This is a genomic window from Klebsiella pasteurii, assembly GCF_018139045.1.
GTDB lineage: Bacteria > Pseudomonadota > Gammaproteobacteria > Enterobacterales > Enterobacteriaceae > Klebsiella > Klebsiella grimontii.
This window is the reverse complement of sequence record NZ_CP073236.1, coordinates 1,192,610-1,205,427: the sequence shown is the minus strand read 5'-3', so window position 1 is coordinate 1,205,427 and position 12,818 is coordinate 1,192,610. Positions and strand designations below refer to the sequence as shown.

15 protein-coding genes are annotated in these 12,818 nt (G+C 57.0%); 9 read left to right on the top strand and 6 right to left on the bottom strand.

Going from position 1 to position 12,818, the window contains the following annotated elements; all coding sequences use genetic code 11:
- Positions 1-82: 82 nt before the first annotated feature.
- Positions 83-358: a VF530 family protein gene (locus tag KCG39_RS05685; protein ID WP_142468300.1), complete on the top strand. Its 276-nt coding sequence runs from the start codon at positions 83-85 to the stop codon at positions 356-358.
- A 41-nt stretch (positions 359-399) separates the two neighbouring features.
- Here KCG39_RS05685 and KCG39_RS05680 read toward each other — a convergent pair whose 3' ends face one another.
- On the bottom strand, positions 400-588 hold the full coding sequence (locus KCG39_RS05680; protein ID WP_004120040.1) for a hypothetical protein: 189 nt from the start codon (positions 586-588) through the stop codon (positions 400-402).
- Between the two features lie 203 nt (positions 589-791).
- Entirely contained in the window at positions 792-1,001 is a 210-nt protein-coding gene (locus KCG39_RS05675; RefSeq protein WP_004120044.1) for a YdgH/BhsA/McbA-like domain containing protein, read from the bottom strand.
- Positions 1,002-1,332: 331 nt separating this feature from the next.
- Between KCG39_RS05675 and KCG39_RS05670 the strand changes: the two genes are divergently transcribed.
- Genes KCG39_RS05670 through KCG39_RS05640 form a run of 7 tightly spaced genes read left to right on the top strand, consistent with a single transcriptional unit; the run spans position 1,333 to position 6,462 of the window.
- The gene (locus KCG39_RS05670) at positions 1,333-2,073 is read left to right on the top strand and encodes an amino acid ABC transporter ATP-binding protein (RefSeq protein WP_112164952.1); all 741 of its coding nucleotides are present in this window, start codon (positions 1,333-1,335) and stop codon (positions 2,071-2,073) included.
- A gap of 8 nt (positions 2,074-2,081) precedes the next feature.
- Complete coding sequence (locus KCG39_RS05665; protein ID WP_049115626.1) at positions 2,082-2,780, top strand: amino acid ABC transporter permease; 699 nt, start codon at positions 2,082-2,084, stop codon at positions 2,778-2,780.
- Positions 2,781-2,789: 9 nt separating this feature from the next.
- The gene (locus KCG39_RS05660; protein ID WP_142468299.1) at positions 2,790-3,542 is read left to right on the top strand and encodes an amino acid ABC transporter permease; all 753 of its coding nucleotides are present in this window, start codon (positions 2,790-2,792) and stop codon (positions 3,540-3,542) included.
- On the top strand, positions 3,532-4,374 hold the full coding sequence (locus KCG39_RS05655; RefSeq protein ID WP_032741830.1) for a transporter substrate-binding domain-containing protein: 843 nt from the start codon (positions 3,532-3,534) through the stop codon (positions 4,372-4,374). Before KCG39_RS05660 ends, KCG39_RS05655 begins: the two co-directional genes overlap by 11 nt.
- A gap of 4 nt (positions 4,375-4,378) precedes the next feature.
- Positions 4,379-4,909, top strand: coding sequence for an L-2-amino-thiazoline-4-carboxylic acid hydrolase (locus KCG39_RS05650; RefSeq protein ID WP_004120060.1), 531 nt, complete (start codon positions 4,379-4,381; stop codon positions 4,907-4,909).
- Complete coding sequence (locus KCG39_RS05645; RefSeq protein ID WP_004120062.1) at positions 4,906-5,661, top strand: VOC family protein; 756 nt, start codon at positions 4,906-4,908, stop codon at positions 5,659-5,661. Before KCG39_RS05650 ends, KCG39_RS05645 begins: the two co-directional genes overlap by 4 nt.
- A gap of 12 nt (positions 5,662-5,673) precedes the next feature.
- Positions 5,674-6,462 carry a pyrroline-5-carboxylate reductase family protein gene (locus KCG39_RS05640; protein WP_139530161.1) on the top strand — a complete coding sequence of 263 codons (789 nt, stop codon included), beginning with the start codon at positions 5,674-5,676 and terminating at the stop codon, positions 6,460-6,462.
- On the opposite strand, the gene KCG39_RS05635 is transcribed toward KCG39_RS05640, so the two are convergent.
- Entirely contained in the window at positions 6,459-7,415 is a 957-nt protein-coding gene (locus tag KCG39_RS05635) for an AraC family transcriptional regulator (RefSeq protein WP_004120065.1), read from the bottom strand. The genes KCG39_RS05640 and KCG39_RS05635 overlap by 4 nt on opposite strands.
- Before the next feature lie 108 nt (positions 7,416-7,523).
- Between KCG39_RS05635 and KCG39_RS05630 the strand changes: the two genes are divergently transcribed.
- Complete coding sequence (locus tag KCG39_RS05630; protein ID WP_004120066.1) at positions 7,524-8,723, top strand: MFS transporter; 1,200 nt, start codon at positions 7,524-7,526, stop codon at positions 8,721-8,723.
- Positions 8,724-8,958: 235 nt separating this feature from the next.
- On the opposite strand, the gene KCG39_RS05625 is transcribed toward KCG39_RS05630, so the two are convergent.
- The 3 genes from KCG39_RS05625 to celB are packed head-to-tail and all read right to left on the bottom strand — an operon-like array spanning position 8,959 to position 12,697.
- Entirely contained in the window at positions 8,959-10,416 is a 1,458-nt protein-coding gene (locus KCG39_RS05625) for a leucyl aminopeptidase family protein (protein ID WP_142468298.1), read from the bottom strand.
- A 3-nt stretch (positions 10,417-10,419) separates the two neighbouring features.
- Positions 10,420-11,373, bottom strand: coding sequence for a glycosylasparaginase (locus KCG39_RS05620; RefSeq protein ID WP_004120069.1), 954 nt, complete (start codon positions 11,371-11,373; stop codon positions 10,420-10,422).
- Between the two features lie 4 nt (positions 11,374-11,377).
- Complete coding sequence (gene celB, locus KCG39_RS05615; RefSeq protein WP_004120071.1) at positions 11,378-12,697, bottom strand: PTS cellobiose transporter subunit IIC; 1,320 nt, start codon at positions 12,695-12,697, stop codon at positions 11,378-11,380.
- Positions 12,698-12,818: the final 121 nt, after the last annotated feature.

The following is a 12,818-nucleotide window of genomic DNA, read 5'->3' as shown; positions in this document are numbered from 1 at the left end:
GATAAGGGAGAGGCGGGGCGGTTGCGATTGGCGTCGGGAGCCAGTATGGTGAGCAAAATTTTTAATTCAGGTAAAAGACGCAATGCAGCACCCAAACGATCCTCTGCACGGCATCACGCTTGAGGCGCTATTAAACGCGCTGGTCGCGCAATATGGCTGGGCCGAACTGGCGAAACGCATCAACATTAACTGCTTTAAAAGCGATCCGAGCATTAAATCGAGTCTGAAGTTTTTACGCTGCACGCCGTGGGCGCGTAAAGAGGTGGAAGCGCTGTATATCGATTCGCTGTCCACTGCCGAGACGGCAAAAGAGGACGCTCCGGCGGATAATCCGTGGGCTCACTGGCAGAAAAAGTAAGGCGCGCAGCGGATAATTCCGCGCGCGCCTTGCGCTGTGTGTTACTGAAGATTGCCTGCGGTCAGGCTCTCTTTATCAAAGGCATGGCTGACATCTATATGATTCTGATGCACAGACGTATCGATATTTGAACCTGCCTCCGGGCTAGCAAAGCTATTCTCTGCGGCCATCGCGCCGGACGAGAGTGTAGCAGCCAGAAGCAGTGCGGTGACTACGCCGATATTTTTCATGTTGTGTTCCTTATTTCATCGTGTTGTCGCTGTCGCCTGTTTCTTGCGGCGGCCCGGCAATGTTGTTATATACCCTAAATAATTCGGGTTGCAGGACAAGGCACTCATGCCTTGAACAGCGCTTGCGCTGGCCCCGGAGGGGCGAGGCCGAAGGCCGAGTAACAAAGCCAACGCACATGCAACTTGAAGTATGACGGGTGAGTTTATTTCGTCAGCTCAGCGGTCATATGTACGCGGTTATTGAACTGCGCGCTGGTGATTTTGTAGGACGCGCCTTGTTCTGCGGCCTGAGCGGCAATTTTGGCTTCTGCGCGGTCCAGAGTGGACGCGCTGGCGCTGATGCTTTGGGCAAAAGAGCCGAAAGAGATCAGGGAAAGAGCGGCAACTGCAACGAAAGTTTTGATGGATTTCATGGTCGTATTCCTTAAGTGTTTTATCAGTGTTGGAGCGTTGTTGCCCCGATGTGATAAATGATAGGCCGACATGGTGATGATGAAAATCGAAACAATTTGCTCTCATTATTCAGTAAATTTGAAGGATTAGTGGCGGTTTACGCCATCCTGTTTTGCTAAGAAAATCTGATTACAATCCCGCCTCATTGTCATAACAAATATATAAAAAGTTATTTTTTAACTTTCCATAGACTATTTTCTTGTTTGCTATCGTCTGAACCCCGGCAATATAGTTTTTACACAGCAATCAACGCCGATAAGCGGTTTTTAAATCATTCACGACTATCTCATTATGATGACTCTCAATAAGATCAGTAAAAGTTTCTCCGGGGAAAGAGTACTAAAAGAGGTATCGCTTAGCGTTAATTCCGGTGAGATTATTTGCATTATTGGCCCCAGCGGCTCAGGAAAAACCACGTTATTGCGTACGCTTAATTTCTTAGAGCCCGCCGATAGCGGGCAAATAAAAATAGATGATGTGGCGCTGGATTGCGCAACGGCGGGGAAAAAAGAAATTGAAAAGCTACGCGGTAAAACCGCCATGGTTTTTCAGTCATGGAATCTGTTTCACAATCTCACCGCAGCGCAAAATATTACCGAAGGATTGATTTACGCTAAAAAACGTCCGCGTCAGGAGGCGCTCAATATTGCTGAGCGGCTTTTAAAGCAGGTGGGTTTGCTGCATAAAAAAGACCACTATCCCCACAGTCTTTCCGGCGGCCAAAAGCAGCGTATCGGAATTGCGCGCGCGCTGGCGATGAGCCCCGCCGTGCTGCTGCTGGATGAGCCGACCTCGGCGCTGGATCCTGAAAAAGTGGGTGAGGTGCTTGAGCTTATTCAGACCATTGCCGCCGCGGGCCAGACAATGATCATCGTCACCCACGAAATGGCGTTCGCCCGCCAGGTCGCTTCCCGGGTGGTATTTATGGAAAACGGCGAGATTGTCGAACAGGGCCCGGCGGAACAGATATTTGGCGCAGCCCAGCAGGGCCGCACCCGGGCCTTCCTTGCGCAACTGCACTATCACGCCTGAGGCTGAAGATGAACAATCACCCGCTGTTTAGCTGGCAGGATATTGCCGGGATATTGCCGAAGCTGCTGGAAAACCTACCCGTGACCCTCGGGATAGCGCTGGCGTCGCTGCTCCTTGGTTTGACGATCGCGCTGCCGATCGTGTTGCTGCAATTTAGCCGCTTTAAACCGTTCAGAGCGGCGGCAAACGCCTATACTGACATTCTGCGCGGCGCGCCCCTGGCGCTGCTGATCCTGCTGTTTTTCTTCGGCGGCAAATTAATACTCACCGCGCTGGCGCTGCCGCCGCTGCTGATTAGCGATACCACCTTTGCGGTTTTGTCTATTTCGGTCAGCATTAGCCCTTATTTTGCTGAAATGATGCGTTCAGCGTGGGGCGCGGTGGATAGCGGCCAGAAAGAGGCCATTACCAGCCTGAATATCCCCTGGCATACCGGGCTGCGGCGGATCATATTCCCTCAGGGATTCATTATTGCCGTCCCGGTGTTTGGTAATCTTTTAATTAACCTGGTGAAAATGACATCACTGGTCAATATTATTGGCATTGTTGATATTTTTGGTCGCGCGCAAAAGATTTCGCAAAATAGCTATGGGGCTAAACAGGTAGCGGCCTTTATTAGCGTTATTATCGTCTACTGGGTGCTGAATAGTTTTATTCTCTATTTAACTACTCGTATTGAAAAGAAATATCAGTTCCTGCTGGAGTGATAGATAAACATGTTTAGCCTGGCGTTCATTCGGGATAATTTTACTTTTATATTAAGCGCGTTGCCGGTCACGCTGGCGATAACATTATTATCATTGCTGTTTTCCACGCTGCTGGGCGCGGCGCTGGCGTGGGCGATTATTCGTCAGATTCCGGGCGTTCAGGTTGTGGCGAAGGTATTCCTCTCCTTTGGCCGTTCGGTCCCGGTGCTGGTGATGCTGTATTTCTTCTTTTACGTCTGGCCGTGGGTGGCCATCGGGCTGTTTGGCGGCCCGCAGGACACTATGTTCGGCTATAAACTCTCGCCGCTGGCGGCGGCGGTCACCGCGCTATCGTTGATTTTCAGCGCTTATTTCGCTGAAACCTTTCGCGCCGGGTGGAACGCGGTTGATAAAGGGCAGCGGGAGGCCGCATGGTCAATTGGGCTAAGCGGGTTCACGCAGTTCCGACGCATTATTTTGCCGCAGGCGGCGGTATCCGCGCTGCCGAACTTTACCAGCGTGCTGATCGATCTGATTAAAGACACCTCGCTGGTTTACACCATCACCGTTATTGATCTGATGGCGAAAGCCAATATCGCCGCCGCGCGCGGGTTTCATTTTGTCGAAGCCTATTGCGTCGTGCTGGTGATTTATATCCTGCTGTGCCTGGCGATTGCCAGAGCATTGCGCAGTGCAGAAACGTTTCTGAGCGCCCGCTGGCAAGGAAACGGACAAAAGAGTGGTCCACGGTTATCATTTTGGGGAAAGTATTTTGAAAAATAACATATTACTGGTGAGTTCGCTCGCGTTAGCAATGGGAATTAACGGCGCGCAGGCGGTTGAGAAAAGCGCAAATGCCAAAACGGTTGAGGTGGTCGTCAATGCTAACGGTTTTCCCTTTAGCTTTGTTGACGATAACAACAATATTACCGGTTACGATGGTGACCTGTTAAAGGTGCTGGACCAGCGGTTAACCGACTATACGTTTCATTTTAATGCGGTCTCGCGCGACGCGATGATCGTCGGCCTATCAACCGGCGCTTATACCCTCGCGGCGGATCACTTTTATCTCACCAAAGAGCGGGCAGAAAAATATGACCACTCCGGCGAACCGACCGGGATCAGCGATTTGCGTCTGATCGTGCGTAACGATGAGAGCGATATTCATAACCTTGGCGATCTCGCCAGCGGTAAGAAAAAGCTAGTGCCGATCCACACCTCCGACGCCCGGTATACGGTGATTGAAAACTACAATAAAAAACATCCGGGCCAACAAATTAACCTCCAGCCCAACGGCGAACAGTCCGCCGCCGATATTTTCAAAGCCGTGGCCTCCGGAGAATACGATGCGGCGATTTATCCCATCGGCGCGCTGCTGGCGCTAAATAAGGCGCTAAATCTTAATCTGAAAGCTTCGGATTCCGTCGGCCTGTTTCCTAACGTCTATTTGTATAAAAAGAATACCGACCCGCAGCTGATCAAAGCGATTGACGCGCAGCTGGTTGCCCTGAAAAAGGACGGCACGCTCGCTGAGCTCTCGCGGAAATGGTACGCCGAAGATGTGTACGCCCTGCCGGGCGCCAGCGATGTGAAAGTGAATACCGACTGGGAATAAGCGCATGACGCCAATAAGTTCGGAACCGGCGCATAACGCCGCCACCTTAAACGATGAGGTGACCCTGGCGCTGCGCGCCATTACTGAAAAACGCGCGGCAACAATCGGTTATCTGTTGGACGAAAGCCGACAGCGCCAGATCGCCGATGATTTTGCTCGCGAGGCAATACGCCATTATGGCCGCGATCTCGGGCATAAGATCCGCGCACAAATGGAGAATGAACGGGATTTGCAGGAGTTTGCCGGGCTGTTTACCCGCGGTCTGGAATCTCAGGTTTATGAGATGGAACCCGTCAGCATCGGCCGGGCCGAGTTTATCGTGCTGTTTCACTACTGTCCTTATGTCAACTGCTGGCAGCAGCAGGGGCGAGGCGCCAGCGAAATTGCGATGCTGTGCGATATCTGCATGGAAGGCGATCATGCATTAACCGATGCGTTTTCGGGGCTGCATTTAGAGGTGCAGACCGCGCTGGCCCGCGGTGATGCCGCCTGTCGGCTGCGTTTTTATCAGGCAGAGGAGCGGGAGGGAGAATGACAACCTTAACGTGGGACCACGCGGTCCAGTTCGTTAATCAGCCTGAAGCGGCGATAGAGGCGCTGAGCGGACAAAAGCTCAAAGCGGTGGCCGGTGGGCGCCATCCAGGCTGGGGGACCCGGAATGCGCTGAGCTATTTCGGCCTGACCTATATCGAATTTCTGGCGATTGCCGATGGCGCAGAGCTGCTTTGCGCCGCAGAGACGTTTTTACTCTCCCGGGATGCCTCACGGCTGCTGCCGGAAAATGAAGCGCTGTATCGGGTGGCGCTGCGTAGCGACGATATTGCGCGCACGCATGCGGAGCTACATCAACAGGGACTGCGGGTTTCGCCGATCGTCGATGGCCAGCGCAACGATCCGCAGGGCAACGTTATCAGCTGGCGGATCTTCACCATTGACGGCGACTTTGAGGGCCTGGTCTATCCGTTCGTTCTGCAATGGGGGGAAGAGGATGACGTCCGGTTGAGCCGCCTGCAGGCCCAGGGTCTCGCTGCGCCGCATCCGCTGGGGGAGATAGAGCTGCAGCGCGCGGTTTTTGCGGTTCACAACCCCCGGACGGTACGCGACCGTTGGCAGCGGCTGTTTGGTTTTTCCCCGCATGGCGAACTCGGACTGGAGGTGGGCGGCCGTGAGTTTATCTTCCGCCATGGCGCGGCGAACCAGCTGACTGAACTGGTGTTTCGCGTTGCCGACCCGGCGCTGAAAGGCCGGCGCTTTCGCGTTGGCAACGGCGAATATCTCTTTGAATAAGGAGCAGGAACCATGGCAAAGGTCCATTTTATCGGCGCCGGACAGATGGCGGAGGCAATTATTCGCGCGTCATTAAGCAACGGCGCGCTGCATGCGGACGCGATCTCGCTGGAGGATATCGACAGCGCGCGCGTCGAGCATCTGTATACCCATTATCGGTTGTCGGGCAACGGGGACGCGAGCGAGGCTTCTTTGCTGGTGCTGGGGATCCGCCCGCAGGACGATCTGGCGGCGGTGGCGAGCCGCGTACGCGCGCAGCTTAACGGCTCGACGACGGTGGTCTCTCTGATTGCGGGAGTGACCCTGCAAAAGCTGGCCTCCCTGTTTGGCGAGGCCACGCCGATTGCCAGGGTGATCCCCAATACCCTGACCGATACCGGATTTGGCTATAGCGGCGTGACCTTAAACGCGCACGCCAGCGCGGCGGAAATCGAACCGTTTCTGTGCGGCTTCGGTAAGGTACTGTATCTGCCTGAACGGCTGATCGATATCTTTACCGGTTTTGCCGTCGCGGGCCCCAACTATATCTACTATTTTATCGAGTCCTTTACCGACGCCGGCGTGCTGGCGGGGCTGTCGCGACCCCAGGCAACGGAGGCGGTGCTGGAAAATCTGCTCGGCGCGGTCGAGATGCTGCGCCGAAGCCAGAAGCATCCGCGCCAGCTGTTGGATATCAATAATTCCCCGGCAGGAGTCGGGATCCACGGTCTGTACGAACTGAACAACAGCGATTTTGCCGCCGGGCTTCAGCGTAGCGTACTGGCGGCGGTCAGACGGACCCGTGAACTGGGACAGCGCTAAGCCTCTTGCTCCCGCGCCGGGTCGCGCAGCGCGCCCGGCGCTTTTCCGATAATGCGTTTAAAGGCGCGGCTGAAGGCGGCATGCGAACTGTAGCCCAGCCGGAAGGCCACTTTTTCCAGCGCCTGACCCTCATGGGAAATGTACTGTACCGCGAGGCGCATACGCAGCTCGGCCAGATAGCGGGCGGGCGTGGTGCCGGTGGCGGAGAGGAAGCGTTCAGCAAATACCGAACGCGAGATTCCCGCCTCGCGGGCCAGATCCTCGACTTTCCAGTTAATGCCGGGCTGCTGATGCATCACGTAAATGGCCTTGGCCAGCTTAGGATCGCGCAGCACCTGCACCCAGCCGGTGGCGTTGCCGCAGCCGCACTCCACCCAGCCGCGGACAATTAGCGCGGCGACCACATCCGCCAGCCGCGCCAGAATGCCGGCGTAGCCTGCCTGTCGAGTGAGGCTTTCTCGTTCCATCGCCGCCAGCATCGGCGGGATCTCCGGGCGGCTGGTCAGCAGGCTACTGACCAGCATCACCTCGGGCATCGCTTTGACCAGCGGCTGCATGCCGCCCAGTTCAAAGTCCATACAGGCGCTGAAGATAATGGCGCTGTCGTTTTTCGCGTCGTCGCACGCGTTTTTGACGCAGCTTACCGAGTCGCAGACCGGTTCGCTGGGCAGTCTGGACACGTTCACCACCGCCGCCTGGTCATCGGAGAGCAGCACGTGACCATCGCCGTTGGGAATAAACAACGCATCGCCGCTCTGCAGCATCAGGCGCTGGCCGCTGACCATACGCAGCAGTACCGGCCCCCGGCTGATAAAGTGGAACTGCGCTTTACCGGGCACGAAGCCGAACTCGACGCCGAACGGGCGGGAGGTTTCGATGCGCCGGTAGTTGACGCCGGACAGGCGCATGCCGCGCAGGAGTTCGCTGGTGAGATCGAGGGCGTGCTGAGTCATAACATCATTCCCGGACGAATTATCAATAATCAAGGAGTATGCATCATAGATCGTCCGAACAGAAGCGCTTAACCTTAACGAAATGTTAATTGTTCTGGAGAGATGTTTATGAGTTCCTGCATTGCAGCTGAAGAGAGCCAGGCTAACGCCAGGCCCGCGTGGCGCGCCGTCTATGCGCTGGCGCTGGGGGTGTTTGGCCTGATTGTCGCCGAGTTTCTTCCTGCCAGTTTGTTAACGCCGATGGCGGCAAGCCTGGGCGTTAGCGAAGGTATGGCGGGGCAGGCGGTGACCGCGACGGCGCTGGTGGCGTTAGTGACCGGGCTACTGATCACTACCGCGACGCGAAATATTGACCGCCGCTGGGTGCTGATGTTCTTCTCGGTTTTGCAAATTATCTCCAGCATGATGGTGGCCTTCGCCGGTTCGCTGGAGTTTTTGCTGCTGGGGCGTCTGCTGCTGGGAATCGCCATCGGCGGCTTCTGGTCGATGTCGACCGCGACCACCATGCGCCTGGTCCCGGCGGCGATGGTGCCGAAAGCGCTGGCGATTATTTTTTCCGCCGTTTCAATTGCGACGGTGGTTGCCGCGCCGCTGGGTAGCTATTTCGGCGCGCTGATCGGCTGGCGCAACGTATTTCTTATCTGTGCGCTGCCGAGCGTGGTTGCGCTGCTCTGGCAACTGTGGGTTCTGCCCTCCATGCGCCCGGAGAGCGCCGGCAGCTTCGCTACGCTGTTTAAGGTACTGCGCCGTCCCGGAATGATTGGCGGCATGCTCGCGACCATCCTGATTTTCAGCGGCCACTTCGCCTTCTTTACCTATCTGCGTCCGTTCCTCGAAACCGTGGCTCAGGCCAGCGTCGAAGGGGTTTCCCTGATCCTGCTCGGTTTTGGGGTAGCGAACTTTATCGGAACGTCGATTGCCGGACATCTGTTAGCCCGAAGCCTGCGCCTGACGCTGGCGCTGGTGCCGCTGGCAATGAGCGTGCTGGCGCTGATGATGGTGGCGTTCGGTCACGTGGCGCTGCTGGATGGTCTGCTGGTGGCGATGTGGGGCTTTGCTTTTGGCCTGGTGCCGGTGGGCTGGTCGACCTGGCTTGCCACCACGGTGCCGGATGAAGCTGAAAGCGCCGGCGGTCTGCTGGTGGCGTCTATTCAGCTGGCGATTAGCGCCGGTGCGGCAGGCGGCGGGGCGGTGTTCGATCTCAACGGCGCGAGCGGCGTTTTTGTCGGCAGCGGCGTGCTGCTGGTCAGCGCCATGGTGATTGTGCTGTTTGCGGTAAGAGTCAAACCGGTAGTCAGCGAGGAGTAGGATATTTTCCGGGTTACCGGTAGTCAGCGAGGAGTAGGACATTTTCCGGGTTACGGATCCTGCTGATTTTGTAGCCCGGACAGGTGCGCGAGCACCGCCTCCGGGGAATATGCTGTGACGTGGCATTACTGCGGCCTCTTCCCGGCTTGCGCTGCGCTTAGCCGGGCTACAGGGTTGCAGATTGCTGGTAACCCGTAGCCCGGACAGATGCGCAGCATCGCCTCCGGGGAGGGTGTTAACTCTCTTCAATATCATCGAGCAGATGCTGAATCAGCAGCGGAATCGGCCGGCCGGAAGCGACGCTTTTACCGCTTTCGCGCCACAGCGCCGTGCCGCTGACGTCGAGATGGGCCCAGGGGATTTCCGGCGGGCAGAAATGCTGTAAAAGCCAGGCGGCGGAAGCGCTGATCGCCGCATTATTGCCCGGCGTATTGCACAGGTCGGCGATGGCGCTTTCAGTCTGTTTCTTCAGCCTGCTATCCAGCGGCAGCGACCAGACTTCATCTCCGCTCTTTATCCCTGCCTGAGTCAATGCCGCCCGTAGCGTTTCGTTTTGCGTCATCAAACCGCTTAACTCGTAACCCAGCGCTTTAACCACCGCGCCGGTCAGGGTTGCCATGTCGATAATATAGCGCGCCTGCGGATGCCGCTGGCTGGCCCAGGCAATGGCGTCGGAAAGCACCAGCCGACCTTCGGCGTCGGTATTATTGATCTCTACCGTCAGACCGTTGCAGGCCCGGGCGACGCTGCCCGGCTGCATGGCGTCGGGACCAATCGCGTTTTCCGCCAGCGCGAGAACGCCCATCGCCCGCACCGGTAGCCCCAGTTCGGCAATGCTCAGCATCAGGCCGAGGACGTTGGCTGCGCCGCACATATCGTACTTCATGGTGTACATCCCGGCGCCTTCCTTCAGCCACAGTCCGCCGGTATCAAAGGTGACGCCTTTACCGACGTAGCAGCGAACTGGGTCATCGCCGCCGCCATCATAATGTATCGCCAGCAGGCGCGGCGGACGCGTGGACCCTTTCCCCACCGCGTGCAGCAGGCCAAGACCCTGATCAACAATCGCTTTTTCATCCAGAACTTCGCAGCGCAGAGCAGGAATATCAGCGCACAGACGCCGGGCCTCTTCCACTACGTACTGCGGGGTACACTGTTCTGAAGGCAGATCTGCCAGTCGTCGTGCGGCAATCATGCCGTGCGCGATCGCCTGTTGTTGACGCACGAGGGTTTCCAGCGCCGGCCGCTGTTCGGGCAGGGCGTAGAGGGCGAGCTGGCGAAGGCGTGGCCTGACGGCTTTCACCTGATGCAGGCCTATATCATCAAGCTGCCAGTCGAGGTTAAACAGTTCGCGCAGCGCTTTGGTTAACGCGCCACTGCTCTGTTCCAGCGAACAGTCGAGGATAAGCGCTTCGCTCACCGGCTTTTTGCATAGCGGCCGCAGCGCCTCGCCCAGGCCATCGTTCAGCGTATCCTGCCACAGCGGTCGCGGAATAAGGGTGATACGGGCGAAGGGGGAACAGCCGAAGCGGGTATCCGCCACCTCGCCGCGGGCGGCCAGTTCCACCATTTCCGCGAGCAGGGAGCTTGAATTAAGGGGGGCCAGGGTTAACAGCGTACTGCCGGGCCAGGTCACCAGATGCGCGCCATGGCTGGCGCTATCCAGTCGGTTGATAAAACGGTAATCCAGCATGGCTTACTCCTCGATGGGGGCGCGAATGCGTGCGGCGTAGGCCTGCATCCATTCGTCGTCCACCGGACGGTAGTGGGTTTTCTCCTGTACGCGCTCGGCGCAAAATACGGTGAGCGGCTGGGTCGCGCTGGCGACGACAAAGGAGAAGGTTTTGATATTGGTGGCGGCGCCGAATTCGCCGCGGCGATTCATGCACACCACCGAAAGATCGCCCGCGCGGCCAAAGCGTGACATCAGTTTGTCTTCCAGCTCGCAGACCACTGAGTCCGCCGCCTGCTGTGGCGTCATCCCCTGGGCCATGCGCCGGACGATTTCGTAGCTGGCGCAGCCTTTCATCAGATCTTCACCGACGCCGGTAGCCGTGGCGGCGCCGGTCTCGCTATCGCAGTAGAAGCCTGAGCCGATAATCGGCGAATCGCCCAGCCGCCCGCGCTTTTTCATAAACAGGCCGCTGGTGGAGGTGGCGACGCTCATGGAGCCCTGTTTGTCGAGACCGATAATACCCACTGTATCGTGGCCGTCGTAGGGGCTGAGGCCTTTATCCAGCGTTTCGCGGCAGCGTTTGCGGTAGTGCTGCATGGCCCGCTCGGTCAGCATCGATTTGGTGGCGAAGCCCTGGCTTATGGCCCACTCACGGGCGCCCTGGCCAACCAGCAGGCTGTTATAGCGCTGGCGGCTGAGGGCGTGGGCGACTTTCACCGGGTTGGCGATATCCACCAGGTTGCCGACTGCCCCGAAAGCCAGGGTATCGCCATGCATAAAGGCCGCATCCAGTTCGACCTCGCCGTTTTCCGTTGGCAAACCACCGTAGCCTACCGATTTGTACAGCGGAAAATCTTCTACCGCCGCCACCGCATTGACCACGGCGCTGGCGGTATCAGCGCCAGAGGCCAGCGCCGTCGCGGCTTCGGTTACGCCTTCCAGCGCCATTCGCCAGGTGGCAATCATTCCCCACATTGTTTTACTCCTGTTTAGCAAGCGTGTTGTCCGTTTCGGCTCGGGCGGTGATTTCTGCCGCGCGATACTGCTTATCGACGATACGCATGAAGGGCAGGTACAGCATGGCGCCAATCAGCAAATTGAGGATCTGCATCACGCTACCGCTAAGATGCCCGGTGACGATAAACCCGCTGATCACCGGCGGCAGCGTCCAGGGAATAAAGACCCCGGTGGTGACGGCCACCGCGCCAATTTTCATCGCCGCGTACTGTACCGTCACCAGCACCAGCGGCACGAGATTAAACGGGATCAGCATGATCGGGTTCATGATCACCGGCAGGCCGAAGAGGATCGGTTCGTTGATATTAAAGATAGAAGCGCCAGCGCCGAGGCGGGCGACCTCGCGCATATTTTTGCTGCGGGCGAAAATCAGCATCGCGATCACCAGCGACAGGGTCGCGCCCGCGCCGCCCATCCAGATCATATCGAAGAACTGCTCGGTAATAATGTGCGGCGGAGTGACGCCAGCCTGAATAGCCGCGATGTTATCGGTCTGATTTTCCATCCACAGCGGACGAATAATGCCGTTAATCATCGAACCGGAGTTGATGCCAACCGACCATAGAATGGTAATGCTGAAAACGGTCATCAGCGCGCCGAAGTAGGAGGTACCGTAATGGCGTACCGGCGAGGCGACGACTTCATAAATAAACTGGTGGATGGTGGCGTAGTGGGTGTGCTCAAACCCGATACGAATCGCCAGGATCAGAATCATTACCAGCAGCGCCGGGATTAGCGCGGCGAACGACTCCTGCACCGCGGGCGGCACCCCGTCCGGCATCTTAATCACCAGCTTCTTGCGCTTAAGCCAGCAGAACAGTTCGGTCCACAGTAGCGAACCGATCATGGCGACGAATAATCCTTTAGTGCCGATCCATTCCACGGGGATCACCGTGATGCCGCCGTTTTCAGCGACCTTAATGAACGGCGTGAGGATCAGAAACCCCACCAGCGAAAGGATTCCGCAGGAGATGCGGTCATCGCCGTAGTGCTCCGCAAGACGATAGGCCACCAGGAAGCTGATAAACAGCGACATCGTGGAAAATACCGCGTTGAACGGAATTTCGATAATCGCGCTCCAGCTGGCGCCGAAGGTGCTGGCCATAAACTGCTGATAGCTCTGGTTGGGGAACGACGAGATCACCAGCAGAATGGAACCGACAATAATAAAAGGCATGAATGAAACATAGGCGCCGCGAATAGCGCCGAGGTGACGCTGCTGAGCGGTTTTCGCCGCCAGCGGCATCAGTTTGGCTTCAAGAAATCCCAGAACATTGTTCATTGTGAACTCCGTACAAGATCGACAGGGGCTGTGTGTGCTATCTATGGCGGATTATGCGAGAAAGTGGTGGGCTGAAAGGTGAAGCGGTTCACATTGTATTCTCTGCAATAATATATATCTC